The organism is Pseudomonas sp. PA-5-4B, from assembly GCF_021606215.1.
In the GTDB taxonomy this organism is placed as follows: Bacteria; Pseudomonadota; Gammaproteobacteria; order Pseudomonadales; family Pseudomonadaceae; genus Aquipseudomonas; species Aquipseudomonas edaphica.
Map to the genome: position 1 here is coordinate 1 of NZ_WKDB01000037.1, position 23,567 is coordinate 23,567.

Annotated in this window: 22 protein-coding genes; 20 read left to right on the forward strand and 2 right to left on the reverse strand. The window is 59.7% G+C overall.

Annotation, left to right across the window (positions count from 1 at the left end; genetic code table 11):
• Positions 1–299: 299 nt before the first annotated feature.
• Positions 300–1,520: a CaiB/BaiF CoA transferase family protein gene (locus GIW28_RS18595; RefSeq protein ID WP_099550152.1), complete on the reverse strand. Its 1,221-nt coding sequence runs from the start codon at positions 1,518–1,520 to the stop codon at positions 300–302.
• Between the two features lie 12 nt (positions 1,521–1,532).
• Positions 1,533–2,714 (reverse strand): acyl-CoA dehydrogenase, encoded by a 1,182-nt coding sequence (locus GIW28_RS18600; RefSeq protein ID WP_003187423.1) that lies wholly within the window; start codon positions 2,712–2,714, stop codon positions 1,533–1,535.
• Positions 2,715–2,871: 157 nt separating this feature from the next.
• On the opposite strand from GIW28_RS18600, the gene GIW28_RS18605 reads away from it, so the two are divergent.
• The 20 genes from GIW28_RS18605 to GIW28_RS18700 all read left to right on the forward strand — a co-directional run bounded on the left by GIW28_RS18605 (position 2,872) and on the right by GIW28_RS18700 (position 23,529).
• Positions 2,872–3,771, forward strand: a complete 900-nt coding sequence (locus GIW28_RS18605; RefSeq protein ID WP_017139060.1) for a LysR family transcriptional regulator — start codon at positions 2,872–2,874, stop codon at positions 3,769–3,771.
• Between the two features lie 452 nt (positions 3,772–4,223).
• The gene (locus tag GIW28_RS18610; protein ID WP_099550154.1) at positions 4,224–5,345 is read left to right on the forward strand and encodes a Re/Si-specific NAD(P)(+) transhydrogenase subunit alpha; all 1,122 of its coding nucleotides are present in this window, start codon (positions 4,224–4,226) and stop codon (positions 5,343–5,345) included.
• 15 nt (positions 5,346–5,360) lie between these two features.
• Positions 5,361–5,681: an NAD(P) transhydrogenase subunit alpha gene (locus GIW28_RS18615; RefSeq protein WP_003220416.1), complete on the forward strand. Its 321-nt coding sequence runs from the start codon at positions 5,361–5,363 to the stop codon at positions 5,679–5,681.
• Entirely contained in the window at positions 5,681–7,117 is a 1,437-nt protein-coding gene (locus GIW28_RS18620; RefSeq protein WP_017139062.1) for an NAD(P)(+) transhydrogenase (Re/Si-specific) subunit beta, read from the forward strand. Before GIW28_RS18615 ends, GIW28_RS18620 begins: the two co-directional genes overlap by 1 nt.
• A gap of 235 nt (positions 7,118–7,352) precedes the next feature.
• Positions 7,353–8,846 carry an acetyl-CoA hydrolase/transferase family protein gene (locus GIW28_RS18625; RefSeq protein ID WP_236447208.1) on the forward strand — a complete coding sequence of 498 codons (1,494 nt, stop codon included), beginning with the start codon at positions 7,353–7,355 and terminating at the stop codon, positions 8,844–8,846.
• A gap of 318 nt (positions 8,847–9,164) precedes the next feature.
• Entirely contained in the window at positions 9,165–9,380 is a 216-nt protein-coding gene (locus GIW28_RS18630; protein ID WP_048721398.1) for a DUF1127 domain-containing protein, read from the forward strand.
• A 263-nt stretch (positions 9,381–9,643) separates the two neighbouring features.
• Positions 9,644–9,829 carry a DUF1127 domain-containing protein gene (locus tag GIW28_RS18635; RefSeq protein WP_017139065.1) on the forward strand — a complete coding sequence of 62 codons (186 nt, stop codon included), beginning with the start codon at positions 9,644–9,646 and terminating at the stop codon, positions 9,827–9,829.
• A 159-nt stretch (positions 9,830–9,988) separates the two neighbouring features.
• Entirely contained in the window at positions 9,989–10,309 is a 321-nt protein-coding gene (locus tag GIW28_RS18640) for a DUF2388 domain-containing protein (RefSeq protein WP_017139066.1), read from the forward strand.
• A 106-nt stretch (positions 10,310–10,415) separates the two neighbouring features.
• A complete protein-coding gene (locus GIW28_RS18645; RefSeq protein WP_017139067.1) occupies positions 10,416–10,724 on the forward strand; it encodes a DUF2388 domain-containing protein in 309 nt (102 codons plus the stop codon).
• Between the two features lie 39 nt (positions 10,725–10,763).
• Complete coding sequence (locus tag GIW28_RS18650) at positions 10,764–11,084, forward strand: DUF2388 domain-containing protein (protein WP_060756468.1); 321 nt, start codon at positions 10,764–10,766, stop codon at positions 11,082–11,084.
• Positions 11,081–13,042 (forward strand): DUF7844 domain-containing protein, encoded by a 1,962-nt coding sequence (locus GIW28_RS18655; protein WP_170040723.1) that lies wholly within the window; start codon positions 11,081–11,083, stop codon positions 13,040–13,042. The genes GIW28_RS18650 and GIW28_RS18655 overlap by 4 nt, the downstream gene beginning before the upstream one ends.
• Positions 13,043–13,298: 256 nt before the next feature.
• Positions 13,299–14,606, forward strand: coding sequence for a CitMHS family transporter (locus GIW28_RS18660; protein ID WP_017139070.1), 1,308 nt, complete (start codon positions 13,299–13,301; stop codon positions 14,604–14,606).
• 65 nt (positions 14,607–14,671) lie between these two features.
• Complete coding sequence (locus GIW28_RS18665; protein WP_017139071.1) at positions 14,672–15,439, forward strand: TerC family protein; 768 nt, start codon at positions 14,672–14,674, stop codon at positions 15,437–15,439.
• 289 nt (positions 15,440–15,728) lie between these two features.
• Positions 15,729–17,387, forward strand: coding sequence for a Na/Pi cotransporter family protein (locus GIW28_RS18670; protein WP_017139072.1), 1,659 nt, complete (start codon positions 15,729–15,731; stop codon positions 17,385–17,387).
• Between the two features lie 58 nt (positions 17,388–17,445).
• Positions 17,446–18,828, forward strand: coding sequence for a M16 family metallopeptidase (locus tag GIW28_RS18675; protein ID WP_236447209.1), 1,383 nt, complete (start codon positions 17,446–17,448; stop codon positions 18,826–18,828).
• Between the two features lie 70 nt (positions 18,829–18,898).
• A complete protein-coding gene (locus GIW28_RS18680) occupies positions 18,899–19,930 on the forward strand; it encodes a DUF5924 family protein (RefSeq protein ID WP_017139074.1) in 1,032 nt (343 codons plus the stop codon).
• A gap of 54 nt (positions 19,931–19,984) precedes the next feature.
• Positions 19,985–21,133, forward strand: a complete 1,149-nt coding sequence (locus GIW28_RS18685; RefSeq protein WP_017139075.1) for an ABC transporter permease — start codon at positions 19,985–19,987, stop codon at positions 21,131–21,133.
• Positions 21,130–21,933: an ABC transporter ATP-binding protein gene (locus GIW28_RS18690; RefSeq protein WP_017139076.1), complete on the forward strand. Its 804-nt coding sequence runs from the start codon at positions 21,130–21,132 to the stop codon at positions 21,931–21,933. Before GIW28_RS18685 ends, GIW28_RS18690 begins: the two co-directional genes overlap by 4 nt.
• Before the next feature lies 1 nt (position 21,934).
• On the forward strand, positions 21,935–22,873 hold the full coding sequence (locus GIW28_RS18695; protein WP_017139077.1) for an MlaD family protein: 939 nt from the start codon (positions 21,935–21,937) through the stop codon (positions 22,871–22,873).
• Positions 22,870–23,529 carry an ABC-type transport auxiliary lipoprotein family protein gene (locus GIW28_RS18700; protein ID WP_236459038.1) on the forward strand — a complete coding sequence of 220 codons (660 nt, stop codon included), beginning with the start codon at positions 22,870–22,872 and terminating at the stop codon, positions 23,527–23,529. The genes GIW28_RS18695 and GIW28_RS18700 overlap by 4 nt, the downstream gene beginning before the upstream one ends.
• The last annotated feature ends 38 nt before the right edge of the window (positions 23,530–23,567 follow it).

A 23,567-nucleotide genomic window follows, 5' to 3' on the forward strand; every position in this document is an offset into this window, starting at 1 on the left:
CGCTTACGATCTCTCGTTAGCGGGAGGCGAATTCTACAGCGTTACACGCTGCTGTCAACACCTCTTTTTCAACTTCCTTTTGGCTTCGATGAACTGAAGCAACTTGCTGCCGAAAACTTCGCAACTCATTGTTTACCAAGGAGTTTTCCGTTTCTACTGCGCCGGAAGTGGGGCGAATTATAGACTTCTAGAATCTGCCGTCAACACTTAATTTAGCGCCTCTATCAATAAGTTAGAATTGATCAAAAAACAACCAGACCAACGCTCTTTGATCAAACTACTTATATAGAAGAGCAGCTTCAGATAACGCCCGCAGCCTTCAGCGCAGCCACATTCGCCGAATCCAGACCCAACACCCCCTGCAGCACCTGCACCGTATGCTCGCCCAATAGAGGAGGCGCATTACGATATTCCACCGGTGTCTTGGACAACCGCATCGGACTGGCGACCTGAGGCACCATCCCCGCCAATGCATGCGGCAACGCCATCGCCAACCCACGCGCCTTGACCTGCGGGTCGGCAAACACCTGCGCCAGATCATTGATCGGCCCACACGGCACGCCTACTTGCTCCAACTGCGACACCCACTCAGCCGTCGTCTTGAACACTGTGGCCTGGCGAATCAGCGGAATCAGCTCCGCACGGTTAGCCACCCGCACCTTGTTAGTCGCGAAGCGCGGATCATCCGCCCACTGCGGCTGCCCGGCCACCTCAGCAAACTTGCGAAACTGTCCGTCATTACCCACCGTCAGAATGAAGTCGCCATCAGCCGTGGGAAAGTCCTGGTAAGGCACAATATTGGGGTGAGCATTGCCCAGGCGCTTGGGCGCGATACCCGTCGTCAGGTAATTCATCGCCTGATTGGCCAGGCACGCCACCTGCACATCCAGCAACGCCATGTCGATATGCTGCCCACCGCCGTCATGATCCCGATGAGCCAGCGCCGCCAGGATCGCCACGGTCGAGTACAGCCCCGTCAGGATATCCGTCAACGCCACGCCCACCTTTACCGGCCCAGCTCCCTCATCACCCTCGGGCCGACCGGTCAGGCTCATAAGCCCACCCAGCCCCTGGATCATAAAGTCGTAGCCTGCACGCGTCGCATAAGGCCCCGTCTGGCCGAAGCCTGTGATCGAGCAATAGATCAACTCTGGATTGATTTCCTTGAGCGACTCATAGTCCAGCCCATACGCCGCCAGACCACCCACCTTGAAGTTCTCGATCAGGATATCGGACTTGGCCGCCAGGTCGCGCACCAACTTCTGCCCCTCAGGGCGCGTGAAGTCGATGGTCACCGACTCCTTGTTACGGTTGGCCGACAGGTAATACGCCGCCTCACTGGTGTTCTCGCCATAGGCGTCTTTAAGGAAGGGCGGCCCCCATGCCCGCGTATCATCGCCACTGCCCGGCCGCTCAACCTTGATCACCTCGGCCCCAAGGTCTGCAAGGATCTGCCCGGACCACGGGCCGGCCAGCACTCGTGACAAATCCAATACCCGCAGATGTGAAAGCGCACCCATGCCGTTCTCCTATTAATAGAACGCTTGAAGACCGGTCTGCGCGCGCCCAAGAATCAAGGCGTGCACGTCATGGGTGCCCTCATAGGTATTGACCACCTCCAGGTTGACCAGGTGACGCGCCACCCCGAACTCATCCGAAATACCGTTGCCGCCCAACATGTCCCGCGCCATGCGCGCGATATCCAGGGACTTGCCACACGAGTTGCGCTTCATGATCGACGTGATCTCAACCGCCGCCGTCCCTTCATCCTTCATGCGCCCCAAACGCAGGCAGCCTTGCAAGGCCAGGGTGATTTCGGTCTGCATATCTGCCAGCTTCTTCTGGATCAGTTGGGTAGCCGCCAAGGGCCGCCCAAACTGCTGACGGTCCAGGGTGTACTGACGAGCGGTATGCCAGCAAAACTCGGCAGCCCCCAGCGCCCCCCAGGAAATGCCATAGCGTGCCGAGTTAAGACAAGTGAAAGGCCCCTTCAGGCCGCGCACATCCGGGAAGATGTTCTCCTCGGGTACAAACACGTTATCCATGACGATCTCACCGGTAATCGAAGCCCGCAGGCCGACCTTGCCGTGAATCGCCGGAGCGCTCAGCCCCTTCCACCCCTTCTCCAGGACAAAACCACGGATATCACCCGCATCGTCCTTACCCCACACCACAAACACATCGGCGATCGGGCTGTTGGTGATCCACATCTTGGCGCCGGTCAGGCTGTAGCCGCCATCGACCTTACGTGCACGGGTAATCATCGCACCCGGGTCAGAACCGTGGTTAGGCTCGGTCAGGCCGAAACAGCCGATCCACTCGCCCGATGCCAGCTTTGGCAGGTACTTCTGCTTTTGCGCCTCGGTGCCAAATTCGTTGATCGGCACCATCACCAATGACGACTGCACACTCATCATTGAGCGATAACCGGAGTCGACACGCTCCACCTCACGGGCAATCAGCCCGTAGCTCACGTAGTTCAGGCCACTGCCGCCGTACTGCTCAGGGATCATCGCGCCCAGCAGGCCGGTTTCACCCATCTCGCGAAAAATCGCAGGGTCGGTCTTTTCATGGCGAAAGGCTTCGAGCACACGCGGCGCCAGCTTGTCCTGGGCGAATTGCTCAGCACTGTCGCGCACCATGCGCTCTTCTTCGGTGAGCTGTTGATCCAGCAACAGCGGATCGATCCAGTTGAAGCTTGCCTTGCCAGCCATGAATAAGTCCTCGGGGAAGAAAACAGAAGTCGTGGATGCAGCCTAGGCCTAGCAACCGCAGAGGGCAAACGAGGTTTATGCATAGGGTTGTGCTAATTTCTCACTTCGTAATGAGCTAGAAGCGCACAAATGCGCTTTATGAGTGAGTACAACGTACATGCGCAGAAAAATTCCCAGCACCACCGCCCTGGTCAGCTTTGAAGCAGCGGCCCGCCACGAGAGCTTTACCAAGGCGGCGCACGAGCTTTCACTCACTCAAGGCGCCATCTGTCGACAGATCGCCAGTCTGGAGGAGTTTTTGAGTGTCGAGCTATTTCGACGCTCACGGCGGGGCGTCAAGCTGACGGAAGCGGGGCTGTCGTATAGCCGTCGCGTTGCCATGCAACTGGACGCCGTAGAGCGCGATACCTTGTCGGTCATGGGGCAGCAAGGTGCGAATGTCATCGAGCTGGCAGTGGTGCCAACGTTCGGCACCCAATGGCTGATCCCACGGCTCAAGGACTTCCAGCACCAACACCCGGAAGTCACGGTCAACCTCACCAACCGCACGCGCCCTTTTCTGTTTGCCGACACCGAGTTCGACGCCGCCATCTACTTTGGCGATGCCGATTGGTCGGGCACCGAATCCCACCGGCTAATGGGCGAAAACCCCGTTCCCGTGTGCAGTCCGCGCTTACTGGGCAGCCGTGCCCACTTCAGCCCGGAAGAGATCGCCCAACTGCCACTGCTGCAACAAACCACTCGGCCATATGCCTGGCGCCAGTGGTTCAGCGCGCAACAACTGAACATACCTCGCGACATGACAGGCCCGCGTTACGAGCTATTCTCGATGTTGTCGCAGGCAGCCATGCATGACATGGGGATCGCGCTGATTCCGCCTTTCCTCATCCAGCGCGAGCTGGAGGAGAAGCATCTGGTGATCGCAAGCCTCGAAGCGCTGAGCAGCACAAAGGCTTACTACCTGATGATTCCCGAAAGAAAAGTCGAATCTGCGTCGCTGCACGCGTTTAGAGATTGGCTGATCGACCAGTCACAGCGCTATAACCCCAGCATTTAAAGGGCAAGGTTATTTTATTGACCTTGTAGTCAAGTAAATTAAGCGCCTACAGATGTAACTATATGTCGTGTTTTGGAAGACTGTACCTCTCAGCGTAAAAATGAGCTTAACGCCATGATTGACAAGGCTTGTAGCGACTATCAGCTGCCAATGCCCGACCATTCACGGCAAAGATAGGAAAACCGTCTACAACCCTCTAAAACCCTTTAAACACCTGTATTTAAAGAGGTTATTTTGCCATGTTGCGACAATCAGTCACAGGGTGACTTGTAGTTAATTTTTCGTCACCCGTCATAATCCCTTGAAGGCCGTAAAGTTCGCCTGCAAAATGCCGCGCCCCGCTGTCATTTCAGCGGGATCGTGCTGATCGGCCGCCCCAGCTGCGCCCCTCACGGTGCACTGGCCTTTTTACAAAAAGATCAAAAGCAAAAAGATCATGCAGGAGATTTGACGTGCACATTGGTGTTCCTCTCGAAACCCAGACCGGTGAAACGCGGGTGGCTGCCACCCCGGAAACCATCAAGAAGCTGATCGGCCAGGGCCATAAGGTCACTGTACAAAGCGGCGCAGGCATTACCGCCAGCATCGTCGACAGTGCCTATGAAACGGCAGGCGCAACCATTGGCAGCGCCAGCGACGCGTTTGGCGCCGAGCTGATTCTCAAGGTGGTTGCCCCCAGCGACAGCGAACTGACGCTGATCAAAAGCGGCACCGTGTTGGTGGGCATGCTCAACCCGTTCAGCAACGAAACCATCGCCAAGCTGGCAGAGCGAGGCATTACCGCCTTCGCGCTCGAAGCTGCGCCACGTACCTCGCGAGCCCAAAGCCTCGACGTGCTGTCGTCACAGGCCAACATTGCCGGCTATAAAGCCGTATTGCTGGCAGCCCATCACTACCCACGCTTCATGCCGATGCTGATGACTGCCGCTGGCACCGTCAAAGCCGCGCGCGTGCTGATCCTCGGCGCGGGTGTCGCAGGCCTGCAAGCCATCGCTACAGCGAAACGCCTGGGTGCCGTGATCGAAGCGTCTGACGTGCGCCCTGCCGTAAAAGAGCAGATCGAGTCCCTCGGCGCCAAGTTCGTCGACGTGCCCTACGAAACCGATGAGGAGCGTGAATGCGCGGTCGGTGTCGGCGGTTACGCGCGCCCGATGCCATCGAGCTGGATGCAGCGCCAGGCCCTGGCCGTGCATGAACGCGCCAAACAAGCGGACATCGTCATCACTACTGCGCTGATCCCGGGCCGCAAAGCCCCGACCTTGCTCAGTGCCGAAACCGTCGCACAAATGAAGCCGGGTTCGGTGGTCATCGACCTCGCCGCCGCCCAGGGTGGCAACTGCCCACTGACCGTCGCCGACCAAGTCGTGGTGGAAAACGGCGTGACCATTTGCGGCCCGACCAACCTGGCCGGTGCCGTCGCCGCCGATGCTTCTGCTTTATATGCGCGCAACCTGCTGGACTTCCTGAAGCTGGTCTTCACCAAGGAAGGGCAGTTTGAAATCAACCTCGAAGACGACATCGTCGCCGCGTGCCTGATGTGCCGCGACGGCCAAGTCATCCGCAAAAACGCCTAAGCAGGGATTCAGACGATGGAAGAGCTTATCTCCCCCGGTATCTACAACCTGATCATCTTTGTGCTGGCGATTTATGTCGGTTACCACGTGGTCTGGAACGTCACACCCGCGCTGCACACACCACTGATGGCGGTGACCAACGCGATCTCTGCGATCGTAATCGTCGGCGCCATGCTCGCCGCAGCCCTCACCGTGACACCACTGGGTAAAACCATGGGCACCCTGGCCGTGGCCTTGGCGGCGGTTAACGTATTCGGCGGGTTCCTGGTCACGCGCAGGATGCTGGAGATGTTCAAGAAGAAAGCCCCGAAAGCAAAAGAAGAGGCGCCAAAGTAATGAGCATGAATTTGGTTACGACGCTCTACTTGATCGCGTCGATCTGCTTTATCCAGGCCCTCAAAGGCCTGTCGCACCCAACCACATCGCGACGCGGCAACCTGTTCGGCATGCTCGGCATGGCGCTGGCGGTGCTGACGACCGTGGGCCTCATCTACAAGCTCGGCGCTGAGCTTGCAACAGCCGGTATCGGTTACGTGATCGTCGGCCTGCTGATCGGCGGCACCGCCGGTTCGATCATGGCCAAGCGCGTAGAAATGACCAAGATGCCAGAGCTGGTTGCCTTCATGCACAGCATGATCGGCCTGGCGGCGGTATTCATCGCGATTGCCGCCGTGGTCGAGCCGCAATCCTTGGGCATCGTCAAACACCTGGGCGACTCGATTCCTGCGGGCAACCGCCTGGAACTGTTCCTCGGCGCAGCCATTGGTGCAATTACCTTCTCCGGTTCGGTGATCGCATTCGGCAAACTCTCGGGCAAGTACAAGTTCCGCCTGTTCCAGGGCGCACCGGTACAGTTCGGTGGCCAGCACAAACTGAACCTGGTGCTCGGCCTGGCAACCCTGGGCCTGGGCCTGGCGTTCATGTTCACCGGCAACCTCACTGCGTTCGCGTTGATGCTGGCCCTGGCTTTCGTGCTGGGCGTGCTGATCATCATCCCGATCGGCGGCGCCGACATGCCGGTGGTTGTCTCGATGCTCAACAGCTACTCCGGTTGGGCAGCGGCGGGCATCGGCTTCTCGCTGAACAACTCGATGCTGATCATCGCCGGCTCCCTGGTGGGCTCCAGCGGCGCGATTCTGTCGTACATCATGTGCAAGGCAATGAACCGCTCCTTCTTTAATGTGCTGCTCGGTGGCTTCGGCAACACAGCAGATGCCGGCGCAGCGGCAGGCTCCAAAGAAGCGCGTCCGGTGAAATCCGGTTCGGCGGACGACGCCACGTTCCTGCTGACCAACGCCGACACCGTGATCATCGTTCCCGGCTACGGCCTGGCAGTCGCTCGGGCGCAACACGCCCTTAAAGAGCTGACCGAAAAGCTGACACACCGTGGCGTGACCGTGAAGTACGCGATCCACCCGGTAGCGGGCCGTATGCCTGGGCACATGAACGTGCTGCTGGCCGAGGCGGAAGTGCCTTACGACCAAGTGTTCGAGATGGAAGACATCAACTCCGAGTTCGGCCAGGCCGACGTGGTGCTGGTGTTGGGCGCCAACGACGTGGTCAACCCGGCCGCCAAGAACGACCCTAACTCACCGATTGCCGGTATGCCGATCCTTGAGGCATTCAAGGCCAAGACCATCATCGTCAACAAGCGCTCGATGGCCAGCGGCTACGCCGGTCTGGATAACGAGCTGTTCTACCTGGACAAGACCATGATGGTCTTCGGTGATGCCAAGAAAGTCATCGAAGATATGGTCAAAGCCGTCGAATAACACTGCGCCAGCGCAATACACGAAACCCTGGCCTCCAGTAGGCTGGGGTTTTTTTATTGTTCCCAAGCTCTGCGTGGGAATGCATCCGGGAATGCTCGGCGTTCCGCTTTGTACTCACGTGAAACCCGACCAAAGGCTCTAAATCGCTGCCTGGCATTCGACCATGGTAGCGGGCCGAATTTTTTTGAAATCACTACACTGCCCACCTTGCTTCCGTAGCCTGAGATAACAATTCATGTACCGTGATCGTATCCGCTTGCCTTCGTTGTTGAACAAGGTCATGAGCGCGGCAGATGCCGCCGCACTGATCGAGGACGGCATGACCGTCGGCATGAGCGGCTTCACCCGTGCCGGTGAAGCCAAGGCCGTCCCCCACGCCCTGGCCGAACGCGCCAAGACTTCGCCGCTGAAAATCACCCTGATGACCGGTGCCAGCCTGGGCAATGACTTGGACAAGCAACTGACCGAGGCCGGCGTTTTGTCGCGCCGCATGCCGTTTCAAGTCGACAGCACACTGCGCAAGGCGATCAACGCAGGCCAAGTTATGTTTATCGACCAGCACCTGTCGGAAACCGTCGAGCAACTGCGCAACAACCAGCTCAAGTTGCCGGACATCGCCGTGATCGAAGCCGTCGCGATCACCGAACAAGGACACATCGTGCCCACCACCTCCGTGGGCAACTCGGCCAGCTTTGCGATTTTCGCCAAACAAGTGATTGTCGAGATCAACCTGGCGCACAACCCGAACCTGGAAGGGCTGCACGACATCTATATCCCGACCTATCGGCCGACGCGCACGCCAATCCCACTGGTCAAGGTCGACGACCGCATCGGCAGTACCGCGATTCCGATCCCGCCGGAAAAAATCGTCGCCATCGTGATCACCAATCAGGCCGACTCCGCCTCAACCGTGACACCACCGGACGCCGATACCCAAGGCATCGCCAACCATCTGATCAACTTCCTCAAGCAGGAAGTCGACGCCGGGCGCATGACCAACAAGCTCGGCCCGCTGCAGGCCGGGATCGGCAACATCGCCAACGCAGTGATGTGCGGCCTGATCGAATCGCCGTTCGAAGACCTGACCATGTATTCGGAAGTGTTGCAGGACTCGACCTTCGACCTGATCGACGCGGGCAAGCTGAGCTTTGCTTCGGGCAGCTCGATCACCTTGTCGGAGCGACGCAACGCTGACGTGTTCGGCAACCTGGAACACTACAAGGACAAGCTGGTACTGCGCCCTCAGGAAATCTCCAACCACCCTGAAGTGGTTCGGCGCCTGGGCATTATCGGTATCAACACTGCGCTTGAGTTCGACATCTACGGCAACGTCAACTCCACCCACGTCTGCGGCACGCGGATGATGAATGGGATTGGCGGCTCCGGAGACTTCGCGCGTAACGCGCACCTGGCGATTTTCGTCACCAAGTCGATTGCCAAGGACGGCGCGATTTCCAGCGTGGTGCCGATGGTCAGCCATGTGGACCATACCGAGCATGACGTGGACATTCTGGTGACCGAGGTTGGCCTCGCTGACCTGCGTGGCCTGGCGCCACGCGAGCGCGCACGGGTGATCATCGACAATTGCGTGCACCCGGCTTACCGCGATGCGCTGAACAGTTACTTCAACGCTGCCTGCGCGATCGGTGGGCATACTCCGCACATCCTGCGCGAAGCACTGAGTTGGCACATCAACCTGGAAGAAACCGGGCATATGCTCAAGGCTTGATTGATACAGATCCGAGCTGATGCAAACACAGTTTGTTCAGCTCGGTGACCACAGCCGTACATTTTGAAAAAACTGTACTGCTGTACCGGTCATTTCCTACTGAATTCTCTTACGAACCCCACCGCAAATTCCAATTTCGCACCGATAAAGTGCAGACAGGTACAGTTGCCCCATTTCCGTACAGTACAGCCGCTATAAACAGTTAACTGGCCCCTCACAATACAGGTGAACTGTATCTAGAGAGTCTTGCGTCGGAGGAGGATCATTGGCATCAGTTAAACCACTACCTAATCCCGCCACAAGCGGAAGGATGTCATCATGGAACGTACACTCAGTTCCGATCTGTTCTTCGAAGAAAAAGCTGTAAACACCCAGGCTTCTATGCCTTTGCGCGTTCTCGCCAACCTGATGTTGTGGCAGCGCCGCATCTCCAGCCGCCACCAACTGGCTCGTCTGGATTCGCGTCTGCTGGCTGACGCCGGTATCAGCGAAGCTCAACGCTACGAAGAGCTGAGCAAGCCGTTCTGGCGCTAATTGGCGCCCGCTGGCCCTGACCCGCCGGGTCCACCGCCAGCACCCTGATTTAACAAAACAAAGCCCGCCCCGGGAAACCGGAGGCGGGCTTTGTTGTTTCCGGGTTTCAAACTTTACACGGCTAAAACAGACCCCATAGATAAGGACCAGTACAGTTTAAATAACATAACAATTAGACGGTACAATTTAACTTTGGTGTATCTGTATTGGTAAAAGCTGGCCGCCCAAGATGGTGTTCCAAGACCTCATGGAAGGCCGTCGTCATGAACACACAGACCTCGCGTTACAAACAGTTGATCATTCGAATGGCTTGCGCCCTGGGCAGATGGGCGCGGCAGGCCCATGAACGCCGCCAACTTGCACAACTTGACCCACGTGAATTAGCCGACGCCGGCATCAGCCAGGGCGACCGTACTGCCGAGCTGTCCAAACCTTTCTGGCGTGACTAGGCAGATAGAGGCTTTCCGAACGGATAAGCGGCAGCTTAAGATCCCGTTATTACGTGGCGAACCTTGTAGAACGGACGTCTGATGCTTAATCCGCAACAATGTCCGTTTCACAGTGGCCGCATCGCGCCGCTTTATTTGATCTTCTACAGGAGTTTTTCCATGTCCCGTCTTCGCCTGCTGAGTGCTGCCACCCTGTTGGCCCTGGCCGCCAACGCCAACGCGAGCAGCCTTATCGTGACCACCGACTCGATCGTCGGCGCCCTCAAAGCCACTTCCGATGCCAGCTCCGATGCCACGTCGTCCCTGCGTGACAACAAAGTCGTGCAAGCCGCCCGTGACGACGCTGCCAGCTTTGTTGCCAGCGAAGGCGCCATTCGTGGTGTGAAACTGGAAAGCGCCCTGGCCCAGATTCGCCAACAGGCCCCACAACTGAACACAGCGACCGACGCACAACTGGCCCAGGCGATTCTGGCCATTTGATGATCCGGTAACGCCAGGGCATGCCAGCCGCTACCAAATGTGTCAGCACTGGCTCTCGCCCGGGCGTTGCGCTAGCCTTGGCGCTCGCTTTCAGTTGTCGAGTCCCATGGCTTTTTCATACCGCCTGTTGATTGTTCCCGTGTTGTTTTCTGCCTGCTGGCCACCCTTGGCTTCGGCCTTTGATGTGTCCACCCAGAGCACCGTCATCAGTGCCTACGCCACCAGCAAGGTGACGTCAGCGCCCTTTGACAGAAAATTGATACTGGCCGCCCAGGATGACGCTGCCGCTTTTATCGCCACTGACGGCCAATGGCGGGGAGCTCGTCTGGAATCTGCGCTGGAGTATCTGCGCCGAACCCAGCCAAAACTTCATGTCAGCGACCTTGAACTGGCGCAGGCAATTCTCGTCCAATAATCATCGTATATTTCTATCTTTGTATTTCGGAGTCATTCCATGCGTAGCCCGCTGATCGCCGCCGCTCTGGGCCTGCTGTTGTTGGCCGATGTCGCCCACGCGCAAACCCTGAAAGCCACCAGTAACATCATCGTGCGTGCCTCGGCGCGCACCATTGATTTCACTTCGGACACCACCACTTCCATCCGCGACTCCAAAATCGTGCGCGAAGCCCACGATGACGCTGCCAGCTTCGTCGCCTCCAACGGCGAAATCCGCGGCGCACAATTGGAAGCAGCCTTCGATACCCTGCGCACCCGCGTACCGGAAGCCCGCGACGCCAGTGACCAGACCCTCGCCGAAGCTATCCTCGCTCTGTGAGGCGCCTGTTCGCCTGGCTACTGGCCGGGACTGTGCTGCTCTGTGCAGGCACAGCCCAGGCCAGCCTGCAACTGCGGCTCAAGACCGATGGCTTGAGCCCGGCCGAACAGCAGGCCAGCCAGGCGTTGCTCGACGAAGCGATGCGCGCTCTGCCGCCGCGCTTTATCGAGCAGTTGGACCGGCGTATTGATGTCGGCTGGACCGACAAGATGCCTGAAAACGCCTATGGCCAGGCTTCTCTGGTGTCCGAACTGGACCTCAACAGCAACCTGCTCGCCAGCCTCACCGACGGCAGCGCCGCCACCCAGAAGACCAATCGCCCCCATGGCACTGTGCGCCGCGAAATGCTCGCCACCGTGCTGCATGAGCTGACCCACATCTATGACCGTGCGCGCTTGTGGTCCACAGACGAGCGCCGCCTGATCCAACGCTGCAGCCGTCAGAACAACATCACCGGCCTGATCGGCCTGCCCGATCAATGCCGTGGCCAGAACGACCGTCGTTTCACCCTGAGTGACGACCCGCGCCTGCTGGACATTGCCGGCTGGCCCCAATACGTGGGCCGTCGCGGCGAGCGCGAGCAACATAACCACCAGGTCGCCCGCAGCCCCGATATCTACGAAACCACCAGCCCGCTGGAGTTCGTGGCGGTCAATATGGAGTATTTCCTACTTGACCCGAGCTATGCCTGCCGTCGCCCCGCGCTGTTTCGCTATTACAAGGAACACTTCGGCTGGGCACCGCCCGAACAAGACACCTGCGCCAAGACCTACGCGTTCCTGAACGCCGGCAATGACTTCGCCAAAACGCCGCTGGGCCAGATCGACCCGGAGCGCGTTTATGAAATCGACTACTTGCTGGCCGAGGCCAACCAAAATCTGGTGAGCCGCTGGGGCCACAGCATGTTGCGCCTGGTGATCTGCGCACCCGGCCGCCCGCGTGGCCCGGATTGCCGATTGGACCTGGACCAGCACTTGGTATTGTCTTACCGCGCTTTCGTCGGTGACGTACAGCTCTCGAGCTGGGATGGGCTGGTGGGCAAGTACCCGTCACGGCTGTTTGTGCTGCCGTTGGCGCAGGTGATCGACGAATACACCAAGACTGAACTGCGCGGCCTGGCCTCGGTGCCACTCAAGCTCACCCGCCAAGAGATCAACGACACCGTCGAACATGCCGCCGAGATGCACTGGAGCTACGACGGCAATTACTTTTTTATCTCCAACAACTGCGCGGTGGAGAGCCTCAAGCTGCTACGCAGCGGCAGCGCCAACCCGCAACTGACCGGCCTGGACAACATCACCCCCAACGGCTTGCTCGAGGTGCTCAGTGCCCGCGGCCTGGCTGATACCAGTGTGCTAGACGACAAGCGCGAAGCCTTGCGCCTGGGTTATCACTTCGACTCGTTCCGCGAGCGCTACCAGGCGATGTTCGACGTGCTGCGCAAACACCTGCCGATCAAGCAGACCCAAGTCGAAGACTGGCTCGCCCTCAGTGCCGCAGAACGCCGCCAGTGGTTCATCCAGGCCGACCTGCGCACCAGCGCCGCGCTGCTGCTGCTGGAACAAGCCAGCTATCGCAAACAACTGATGCTGGCCCAGGACGAAGTCAAGCAGCGCTACCTCAATGCCCGTGAGCTGAAAAACGGCGGCATGGAAAAAGCCAACAACACACTGCAACAGATCCTCGCCAACAGCGGTTTTCTAAGCCGCCCGGCGGAATTGCTCGACAGCGGCGGCTACGGCCTGCCGCAACCTTCGGAAGCCAAACGCCTGGAATCGGAAAGCGCCGAGCGCCAGAAGCAACTGCAATCGTTGACCGGCGATCTGGATAAAGAGGTGAGGGCGCTGCTGGACCCTTCACGCGCCGACGAGATTGCCGCCTGCGAAGCCAACCTCAAGCAGATGGGCGAGCACCTGCGCGCCTTGCACAAAGCCTCGGGCGGTTTGGAACTGCCCTGAACCGCCTAAAAGAAAATTCCTACAAACCTTCCATCATCTGACTTACACAGCGAAAGCTGGCTGAAAGCTTCCCCGTCTAGGATCGCCCCCACTGCCGGCAACAGACCGGCTGTAAACAACAACAATGGTGATTCCTGATGTCCGCTACTACCCGCCTGTTCGCTCCAACTCCACTCGTACGCTACGTGCCTTTCGTACTGCGCTGACCCCAACCCGGTTCGCCATTCCCTAGCCGCGCTACGCCCGGAGTATTCCTATGCTGACTTTCCTTGGCTTCGCCATGGTCATCACGTTCATGTACCTGATCATGACCAAGCGCCTGTCCGCGCTGATTGCCTTGATCATTGTGCCAATCCTGTTCGCCCTGTTTGGTGGTTTTGCCCCCGAGATCGGCCCGATGATGCTTGCGGGCATCACCAAGCTTGCGCCGACCGGCGTAATGCTGATGTTCGCCATTCTCTACTTTGCCCTGATGATCGACTCCGGCCTGTTCGACCCGGCCGTGCGCAAGATCCTCAAGATGGTCAAGGGCGACCCGCTGAAAGTTTCGGTCGGTACCGCCGTGCTTGCCCTGGTGGTGTCCCTGGACGGTGACGGCGCCACCACTTACATGATCTGCGTGGCCGCCATGCTGCCGCTGTACCAGCGCATCGGCATGAGCCCGCGGATCATGGCCGGCTTGATCATCCTCGCCGGCGGCGTGATGAACATGACGCCGTGGGGCGGCCCGACTGCCCGCGCCGCGAGTGCTTTGCATGTAGACCCGTCGGACATCTTCGTACCGATGATCCCGGCCATGGCTGTCGGCGTCGTGGCGATCCTGGTGATTGCCTACATGTACGGCAAACGCGAACGTGCCCGCCTGGGTGAACTGCACCTGCAGGGCGACGAGATCGATCACAGCGAGATCAGCGTGTCGCAATTCCCGGACGCCCGTCGCCCCAAGCTGATCTGGTTCAACGGCGCACTGACCTTCGCGCTGATGTGCACCCTGATTGCCGGCCTGTTGCCGCTGCCAGTGCTGTTCATGGTGGCGTTCAGTATCGCGATGATCGTCAACTACCCGTGCCTGCAACAGCAGAAAGACCGCGTCGCCGCCCACGCCGGCAGCGTGCTGGCAGTCGTCGGGCTCATCTTCGCCGCGGGCATCTTCACCGGCATTCTGTCCGGTACCGGCATGGTTGATGCCATGTCCAAGAGCTTGCTGGCGGTTATCCCGGAAGCGCTGGGCCCGTACCTCGCAGTGATCACCGCGCTGGTAAGCATGCCGTTTACCTTCTTCATGTCCAACGACGCGTTCTACTACGGCGTACTGCCCGTACTCGCCGAAGCAGCCAGCCATTACGGTATCACCGCCGTGGAAATGGCCCGCGCGTCCATCGTTGGCCAGCCCGTGCATTTGCTCAGCCCGCTGGTGCCTTCGACTTACTTGCTGGTGGCCCTGGCCGGTATCGAGTTTGGCGATCACCAACGCTTTACCCTCAAGTGGGCAGTGCTGGTGTGCCTGTGCATAATGTTCGCCGCTTTGCTGATGGGGATTTTTCCGCTGTTCAGCACTCTATAATCGTAACGACCTGACCGCGCGGCGCTGCAGCTTGCGCGGCTTCACATTTGCTCAAAGGAATACACATGGAATGGCTGACCAATCCGGAAATCTGGATTGCCTTCTTCACCCTGACGGCCCTCGAGATCGTCCTGGGTATCGATAACATCATCATGATTTCGATCCTGGTCAGCCGCATGCCCAAGCATATGCAGGCGCGCACCCGGATCTTCGGCCTGGCCCTGGCCATGGTCACGCGAATCCTGTTGCTGCTGTCGATCACCTGGGTCATGCAACTCACCGCCGACCTGTTCGTGGTCTTCGGCCAGGGCATCTCCGGTCGCGACCTGATCCTGTTCTTCGGTGGCCTGTTCCTGCTGTGGAAAAGCTCCCAAGAGATGTACCACGCCCTCGAAGGTGAAGACGAAACCCACGACGAGCCGGGCGGCAAGGGTGGCAAGTTCATCTACACCATCATCCAGATCGCGATCATCGACATCGTGTTCTCCCTGGACTCGGTGATCACTGCGGTCGGCATGGTTTCCCATGTGCCGGTCATGGTCGCTGCGATCGTGGTAGCCGTACTGGTGATGATGCTGGCTGCGGGCACCATCAGCGAATTCATCGACAAGCACCCGTCGCTGAAGATGCTGGCGCTGTCGTTCCTGCTGGTGGTGGGTACGGTGCTGATCGCCGAATCCTTCGACGTGCATGTGCCAAAAGGCTACGTCTACTTCGCCATGGCGTTCTCGCTGGCAGTAGAAGCGGTAAACATCAAGATGCGTACCGCTATCGCGAAAAAGAAGAAACAGCAGGATCCTGTGAAACTGCGCAAGGACATTCCGGGTCAATAAACCTGACCCGCTGCTGTTGATCGTTGTTGATCGTTCCCACGCTCCGCGTGGGAATGCCGCCTCTGGACGCTCCGCGTCCGCCCTCAAAGCGACGCAGAGCGTCACGGGATGCATTCCCACGCAGAGCGTGGGAACGATCTTCATGACAGTTTTGTTTCAATCCCCACTTTAGCTATGCGATGCTGGCGCAGAGCCCATTCGCCAACTACAGCTTAAGTACAAGACGTAGAACGGCACGCGGCAATTCTCATTTGCTCTTTCTGGAGCACACCCACACGGGGGGCCGAGCATGCTGACCTTGCTCAATCTGCTTTCCGCCGTGACCCTGCTTATCTGGGGCACGCACATCGTCCGTACCGGCATCTTGCGGGTCTACGGTTCCAACTTGCGCCAAGTCATCGGGCAGAACATGTCCAAGCGCTGGCTGGCGTTTATCGCCGGTATCCTGGTGACGGCCATGGTGCAGAGCAGCAACGCCACGGCGATGCTGGTGACGTCGTTTGTCGGCCAGGGCTTGATGGGCCTTATGCCGGCGCTGGCGACCATGCTCGGTGCCGACGTCGGTACGGCGTTGATGGCGCGGGTACTGACCTTCGACCTGTCCTGGCTGTCGCCACTGCTGATTTTTCTTGGGGTGATTTTCTTCCTCTCGCGTAAACAGACACGGGCAGGGCAGATGGGCCGCGTCGGTATCGGCCTGGGCCTGATCATTCTGGCCCTGCAACTGATCGTCGAAGCCGCCGGGCCGATTACCCATGCCCAAGGCGTCAAAGTCATCTTCGCCTCGCTGACCGGCGACATTTTGCTGGATGCCCTGGTCGGCGCCCTGTTTGCGATGATTTCCTACTCCAGCCTGGCCGCCGTGCTGCTGACCGCAACCCTGGCCGGTGCCGGTGTGATCGGCTTGCACGTGGCCATCGGCCTGGTGATCGGCGCCAACATCGGCAGTGGTGTGCTGGCCTTCCTCAGCACCAACATGCAGAACGCTGCCGGCCGCCAGGTCGCGCTGGGCAGCTTGTTGTACAAACTGATCGGCCTGTTGCTGATTATTCCGGTGCTCGACCCGCTCGTACGCTGGATGGATGGTTTGGACTACAGCGCCCAAGGCATGGTCATCACCTTCCATGTGCTCTACAACACCACGCGCTGCCTGATCCTGCTGCCCACCATCGGGCCAATGGCGCGCCTGTGCGCCTGGTTGCTGCCGGAACAACAGGAGACCAACGGCAAAGCCAGGCCACGTCACCTGGACCTGGCCTCGCTCGCCACCCCAAGCCTGGCACTGGCCAACGCCGCCCGCGAGACCTTGCGCCTGGGCGACCTGATCGACAACATGCTCACCGCCATGCTCGAAGTACTGCGTGGCAAGCAAACCGCCATTACCCAGGAAATGCGCAGCCTCAGCGATGACGTCGAGGCCCTCTACAGCGCGATCAAGCTTTACCTGGCGCAAATGCCCCGCGAAGACCTCAGTGAACAGGACAGCCGCCGCTGGGCGGAGATCATCGAGCTGTCGATCAACCTCAAGCTGGCCGGCGACCTGATCGAACGTATGCTGCGCAAAGTCCAGCAGCAGAAAACCTCACAGCGCCGACAGTTCTCCGAAGTCGGCCTGGAAGAACTCACCGGCCTGCACAGCCAGTTGATTGCCAACCTGCGCTTGGGCCTGTCGGTGTTTCTCAGCGCCGACCCCGAAAGCGCCCGCCAACTGCTGCGTGAAAAGCGCCGTTTCCGCGCCCAGGAGCGCCGCCTGGCCCACGCCCACGTCAGCCGTCTGCAGCGTAAAATCGTACAGAGCATGGAGACCAGTTCCCTGCACCTGGAGCTGATTGCCGACATGAAACGCCTGAACTCGTTGTTTTGCAGCAGTGCTTATGTAGTGTTGGAAACCTCAGACACCGGCGCACTCTCTGCCGAAGATATTGCCGACATCACTCATTCGCCCTGAACATACGATGGCCCGTGAAGTCAGTTAACAATGGACCTCACCCGCCAGGAAGCTTGTTATGCGTCGCCTGTTACTTGCCTGCCTGCTCATGGGCTCGGCACACACCTTTGCCTTCGACCGCCTGCAAGTCGAAGGCTACAGCTTGCCCAACGGCCTGCAATTGCTGCTCAAGCCAGGCACCGAGCGTGGGCACGTGGCGATCCGCCTGGTGGTCGGCGTAGGCCTGGATGACTTTCCCTGCGACGAAAAAGAACTGCCGCACCTGCTCGAACACTTGCTGTTCAGCGGCATCGACGGCGGTGGTGAAGGCGACCTTGAGGACCGCATGCAAGCCCTCGGCGGCGAATGGAACGCCTACACCAGCAATGCCGATACCACCTTTGTGATCGAGGCACCCGCGCAAAACCAGCGCAAGGTGCTGGACCTGTTACTGGCGATCCTCACCCGCACCGAACTGACCGACGCGAACATCAATGCCGCCAAAAAAGTGGTCGAGCGCGAAGACGGCGGCCATTACTCGCACCTGCAACGCTTGCTCGACCGCCAGGACCTGGGTCACACCGCCAGCAACCAATTGGCCGTCGAACTGGGGCTCAAATGCGCCGAACGTGCCGAAGTCAGCCAACTGACCCGTGATCAATTGCAAACCCTGCGCACACATTGGTACGCGCCCAACAACATGACCCTGATTATCGTCGGCGACCTCGACAAACTGCTTCCGGCGTACCTGGAGCGCACTTACGGTCAACTTGATCCGGTCGAACCCACCGAGCACCGGCCGCTGCCGGAAATCCAGCACACCGCCGCCAGCCATCGCGACCTTATCCACGGCTGGGTTGGTGACAGCGCCAAACTGCACTGGCTGTTCCCCGAACCGGTTTTGGACGACCAACACGATGAAACCTACGATTTGCTCAAGGACTACCTCGACTGGGCGCTGTACCGTCAGCTGCGCCTCAAGCACGGTTTGTCCTACGGCCCATGGAGTGAGCGCGAAGTGCTCGGCGGCGTCGGCTTCCTCAGCCTGAATGCCGACCTTGAGCGCGACAAACTCCCTGAGGCTGAACAGGTGTTGCAGAACCTCACGGCACAACTGCTCAAGGACGGCCTCGACCCAGCGGTATTCGCCCGCCTGCAGCAAGCTGCCATCGCGCGCCAAGCCTGGGCGGTGCAGGGTAACAGCGCGCTGGCCGACTATTACTGGAGCGCTGCCGGCGACTATGCCGATGGCCATATCAGCGACCCGGCCAAGCGCATCAAGGCCGTCAACCTGGTGCAAACCAACCAGGCCATGCGCGAGGTGTTTAACCAGAAGGGCTACTGGCGCATCGAAAAACCCTTGCTGAGCTATGACGCCCTGAGCTGGATCGGTGCTGGTGTACTCGTGCTGATCGCCAGTGTGTTGATCGGCGTGCGCCTTTATCGCAAACGGATCACGTAATGAGGCACCGAACACAGGGCTAAGACGTTATTCTGTCTGGGATTTTTCCTACACCAATTGTGAATCGCCAATGCCAAATCTACCGCCCCTTATCCAGCGCATTATCGAACTGATCAAGCGCTATCCAGGGGTGATCGCACTCGGCGGTTTCATATCCGGTGTGTGCAGCTTCATCCTGGTGGACCGCCAGCAGGGCATGGCCAGCTGGATCGCGGTGATCATGCTGGTGAGCTGGCTGTGGCTGATGCTGGAAAACAGCTTTACCCAGCTGTTCGCCAAAGTCTTCAAGCGCGAAATCCCCGAGCCGCTGCTGCGCTACGCGACCCAGATGATCCACCAGGAAAGCCTGTTCTTCGTATTGCCGTTCTTTTTCGTCACCACCGCCTGGAACAGCGGCCAATCCGTATTCACTGGCCTGCTCGGCGCGGCGGCGCTGGTGTCGATCACCGACCCGCTGTACTACAAGTGGCTGGCACCCAAGCGCTCGCTGTTCCTGGCGCTGCACACCCTGACCTTGTTCGCGGCACTGCTCACCGCACTGCCCATCATCATGCACCTGACTACCGCCGAGAGTTACAAATTGGCGCTCGGCGTGGCCATGGCGCTGTCGATCCCGAGCCTGGCCGCGAGCCTGCCGCTGCGCAGCGTCAAAGGCTGGGCGATGCTGCTCGGGGTGACGGCCGCCATCGGCTGCGCCGGTTGGTTCCTGCGCAGCTGGGTGCCGCCGGCCACATTGTGGATGACCGAAGTGGCGATCAGCACCCAGCTGCAAGACCGCACACCGGGCGATGACCTCAAGGAAGTCACCGCCGCGCAACTGCGCAGCGGCGGGCTGTACGCTTACACCGCGATCAACGCGCCACGCGGGCTGGATGAGCGGATTTACCATGTGTGGAAATTCAACGGCCAAGAGGTCGACCGCATCGCCCTGGATATCCATGGCGGACGCAAGGAAGGCTATCGCGCCTGGACCCACAAGCAGAACTTCCCGGCCGACGCGGTCGGGCGCTGGCAGGTGCAGGTGTTGACGGAGGATGGGCAAGTCATCGGCGTGCTGCGTTTTAAAGTCACTGACCCAGCACAAACGGACAACCCAAAGTAGGCCGTATCGTGCTATTACGTAGCAATTGTGGATAGCCAAACAAGCTCGGAGCTTATGACCACTCGTACCACGGCCGGCGCAGCCCACCTCGACACCTCCAGCGTTCCCCCGTTGCTCAGGATTACGGGGGACTGGACGCTTGCCCACTACGCCAATCTTAAAAAGCTGAGCGACAAGCTCGACGGCCAATACGACGCCGGTGCACGCATCGACCTCAATGGCCTCGGCGCCCTGGATACCGCGGGTGCCTCGCTGCTGGTCGAGTTGCTGGGCCCGGAGCGCATCGAGCATTCCGCCGAGCAGACCGATTGCAGCTTGTCTACCGCCGACCGGGCACTGCTCAAAACCGTCTACCGCTCCCTGAACGATTTCTGCGTACCCGACAAAGAGCCGGAAGAAGCCGCCGGTATCCAAGTGCTGGCGCGTATCGGTCGAGCTGTCGACACGGTATGGCAGGACGGCATGAAACTGCTGGGCTTTATCGGCCTGATCCTCGAAACCTTCGCCCGTGGCGTTTTACGCCCCAAGCGCTGGCGCATCACACCGATGGTCGCGCATATCGAACAAACCGGCCTCGACGCTGCGCCCATCGTCGCGTTGCTGACCTTTCTGGTGGGCGCCGTGGTGGCGTTCCTCGGCGCCACCGTGCTCAAAAGCTTCGGTGCGACGATTTTTACCGTGGACCTGGTGGCGTTTTCTTTCCTGCGAGAATTCGGCGTATTGCTTACCGCCATCCTGATCGCAGGCCGAACGGCCAGCGCCTTTACCGCGCAAATCGGCTCGATGAAGGCTAACGAAGAAATCGACGCGATCCGCACCCTGGGCCTGGACCCGATGGAACTGTTGGTGCTGCCACGGGTAATGGCGCTGCTTGTGTCGCTGCCGATGCTGACATTTTTGGCGATGCTCTCGGGGATTGTCGGCGGCGGCGTGGTGTGTGCCGTCGCCCTGGATATTTCACCGGCGATGTTTCTCTCGCTGCTGCAATCGGACATTGGCGTGCAGCACTTTTTGGTGGGGATGGTGAAAGCGCCGATTTTCGCCTTCCTGATCGCGGCGATTGGCTGCCTCGAAGGCTTCAAGGTCAGCGGCAGCGCCGAATCGGTCGGCGCGCACACCACCTCCAGCGTGGTGCAGTCTATTTTCGTGGTGATTGTGCTGGATGCGGTCGCCGCGATGTTCTTTATGGAGATGGGCTGGTGAGTCGTCTACACCGTGCGCCCACTGAGGCGGTGATCGAAGTGCGCGGCCTGTGCAATCGCTTTGGCAGCCAGAGCGTGCACGAGAACCTCGATCTGGATTTGTACAAAGGCGAGATCCTCGCGGTGGTCGGCGGCTCCGGCAGCGGCAAGTCGGTACTGCTTCGCAGCATCGTCGGCCTGCGGCGGCCCAGCGAAGGTGAGGTGCGGGTATTCGGCAAGAACCTGCCCAATTTGTCGGAACATGAACGCTCGCTGGTGGAACGGCGCTTTGGCGTGCTGTTCCAGAAGGGTGCGCTGTTTTCCTCGCTGACGGTCACCGAAAACGTCGCCCTGCCGTTGATCGAACACGCCGGCCTCAGCCGTCGCGACGCCGAACACTTGGCGGCAGTCAAGCTAGCCCTGGCGGGGCTGCCTTTGTCGGCGGCGGATAAATACCCGGCGTCACTGTCCGGCGGCATGATCAAGCGCGCGGCCCTGGCACGCGCCCTGGCCCTGGACCCGGACATTCTGTTCCTGGACGAACCCACCGCCGGCCTCGACCCGATTGGCGCGGCGCAATTCGACCAACTGATCCTCACCCTGCGCGATGCGCTGGGCTTGAGCGTGTTCCTGGTCACCCACGACCTCGACACGCTCTACACCATCACCGACCGTGTGGCGGTGCTGGCGCAGAAGAAAGTGCTGGTGGCCGATGCCATCGATGTCGTCTCGGAAACGGACGACGCCTGGATTCACGAATATTTCCACGGCCCCCGTGGCCGCGCGGCATTGGATGCCGCTCAATCGCTTAACGAGGTATGACATGGAAACCCGAGCCCATCATGTGATGATCGGTCTGTTCAGCGTGATCGTGGTGGTCGGCGCCATGCTGTTCGGCCTGTGGCTGGCCAAGTCCAGCGTCGATAGCGCCTTCCAGGAATACGAGGTGGTGTTCAACGAGGCCGTCAGCGGCCTGTCCCAGGGCAGTTCGGTGCAATACAGCGGGATCAAGGTGGGCGATGTCACCAGCCTGCGCCTGGACCCGAAAGACCCGCGCCGGGTACTGGCGCGCATCCGTTTGGCCGGGCAGACACCGATCAAGGAAGACACCCAGGCCAAGCTGGCACTGACCGGCATCACTGGCACCTCGATCATCCAGCTCAGCGGTGGTACGCCGCAAAGCCCGGAACTCAAGGGCAAGGACGGCAACCTGCCGGAAATTATCGCCTCGCCGTCCCCCATTGCGCGCCTGCTCAATAACAGCAACGACCTGATGACCAGCATCAACCTGCTGCTGCACAACGCCAACCACATGTTCTCGCGGGAGAACGTCGAACGCCTGAGCAACACCCTGGATAACCTGCAACAAACCACCGGCGCCATTGCCGACCAACGCGGTGATATCAAGGTGGTGATGCAACAGTTGATGCAGGTGAGCAAGCAGGCGAGCGCCGCGCTGGAACAGACCACTACGCTGATGCGCAATGCCAACGGCTTGCTCAATGACCAAGGCAAGCAAGCCTTCGGCAGTGCCGAGCAGGCCATGAAGTCGCTGGAACAAAGCACCACGACCATCAACACCTTGCTGACCAACAACAAAGACTCGGTGAACAGCGGCATGCAGGGCCTCAACGAACTGGCACCGGCCGTGCGCGAACTGCGCGAAACCCTCGGTTCGCTGCGCGCCATCTCCCGCCGCCTCGAAGCCAACCCCAGCGGTTACCTGCTGGGCAGCGACAAGAACAAGGAGTTCACGCCATGAAGCGTGCTTACCAAATAATCGCCCCGCTGGCCTTGGTGCTGATCAGCGCCTGCTCGATCCTGCCCAAGCCGGATCCGTCTGACGTTTACCGCCTGGCGTCGGCGCCAACCAGCACCCAAGGCGCGCCGGTGAGCTGGTCGCTGCGGGTGTCCAAGCCGCAGAGCAGCGAGTTTCTCGACAGCCCGCGCATCGCCGTAGTGCCAAACGGCGACCTGATCAGCAGCTACGCGAACTCACGCTGGAGCGACCCGACGCCGGTGTTGCTGCGCAATCGGTTTATGGACGGTTTCCAGCGCGATGGGCGGGTGACGCTGCTGAGTACCGACGAGACCAACCTGCAGGCCGATTACGAGCTGGGCGGGCAGCTGCAGGCGTTTCAGAGTGAGTACCATGGCAGTGCGGTGGAGGTGGTGATCCGCCTGGATGCGCGGCTGGTGCGTGGCAGTGATCAGCGGATTATTGCCAGTCGGCGGTTTGAGGTGAAGCAGCCGGTCGGCGATACAAAAGTGCCCGCGGTAGTGGCGGCGTTTGGGCAGGCGGGGGATCAGTTGAATAAGCAGGTGGTGGATTGGGTGGTGCAGCAGGGCAATGCTGCACTTGTGGCGAGGGAGCTTGCTCCCGCTGGGCTGCCCAGCAGCCCCAAAACCCGCCCATGAGTTTTAACTGACACACCTGCCAAACCCGTTTGGGGCCG

Bases quoted from the DNA above. Each gene is read 5' to 3' on its own strand.
- GIW28_RS18595 (WP_099550152.1), bottom strand. From the start codon at position 1,520: ATGGGTGCGCTTTCACATCTGCGGGTATTGGATTTGTCACGAGTGCTG.
- GIW28_RS18600 (WP_003187423.1), bottom strand. From the start codon at position 2,714: ATGGCTGGCAAGGCAAGCTTCAACTGGATCGATCCGCTGTTGCTGGAT.
- GIW28_RS18605 (WP_017139060.1), top strand. From the start codon at position 2,872: ATGCGCAGAAAAATTCCCAGCACCACCGCCCTGGTCAGCTTTGAAGCA.
- GIW28_RS18615 (WP_003220416.1), top strand. From the start codon at position 5,361: ATGGAAGAGCTTATCTCCCCCGGTATCTACAACCTGATCATCTTTGTG.
- GIW28_RS18620 (WP_017139062.1), top strand. From the start codon at position 5,681: ATGAGCATGAATTTGGTTACGACGCTCTACTTGATCGCGTCGATCTGC.
- GIW28_RS18625 (WP_236447208.1), top strand. From the start codon at position 7,353: ATGTACCGTGATCGTATCCGCTTGCCTTCGTTGTTGAACAAGGTCATG.
- GIW28_RS18630 (WP_048721398.1), top strand. From the start codon at position 9,165: ATGGAACGTACACTCAGTTCCGATCTGTTCTTCGAAGAAAAAGCTGTA.
- GIW28_RS18635 (WP_017139065.1), top strand. From the start codon at position 9,644: ATGAACACACAGACCTCGCGTTACAAACAGTTGATCATTCGAATGGCT.
- GIW28_RS18640 (WP_017139066.1), top strand. From the start codon at position 9,989: ATGTCCCGTCTTCGCCTGCTGAGTGCTGCCACCCTGTTGGCCCTGGCC.
- GIW28_RS18645 (WP_017139067.1), top strand. From the start codon at position 10,416: ATGGCTTTTTCATACCGCCTGTTGATTGTTCCCGTGTTGTTTTCTGCC.
- GIW28_RS18650 (WP_060756468.1), top strand. From the start codon at position 10,764: ATGCGTAGCCCGCTGATCGCCGCCGCTCTGGGCCTGCTGTTGTTGGCC.
- GIW28_RS18660 (WP_017139070.1), top strand. From the start codon at position 13,299: ATGCTGACTTTCCTTGGCTTCGCCATGGTCATCACGTTCATGTACCTG.
- GIW28_RS18665 (WP_017139071.1), top strand. From the start codon at position 14,672: ATGGAATGGCTGACCAATCCGGAAATCTGGATTGCCTTCTTCACCCTG.
- GIW28_RS18670 (WP_017139072.1), top strand. From the start codon at position 15,729: ATGCTGACCTTGCTCAATCTGCTTTCCGCCGTGACCCTGCTTATCTGG.
- GIW28_RS18675 (WP_236447209.1), top strand. From the start codon at position 17,446: ATGCGTCGCCTGTTACTTGCCTGCCTGCTCATGGGCTCGGCACACACC.
- GIW28_RS18680 (WP_017139074.1), top strand. From the start codon at position 18,899: ATGCCAAATCTACCGCCCCTTATCCAGCGCATTATCGAACTGATCAAG.
- GIW28_RS18685 (WP_017139075.1), top strand. From the start codon at position 19,985: ATGACCACTCGTACCACGGCCGGCGCAGCCCACCTCGACACCTCCAGC.
- GIW28_RS18695 (WP_017139077.1), top strand. From the start codon at position 21,935: ATGGAAACCCGAGCCCATCATGTGATGATCGGTCTGTTCAGCGTGATC.
- GIW28_RS18700 (WP_236459038.1), top strand. From the start codon at position 22,870: ATGAAGCGTGCTTACCAAATAATCGCCCCGCTGGCCTTGGTGCTGATC.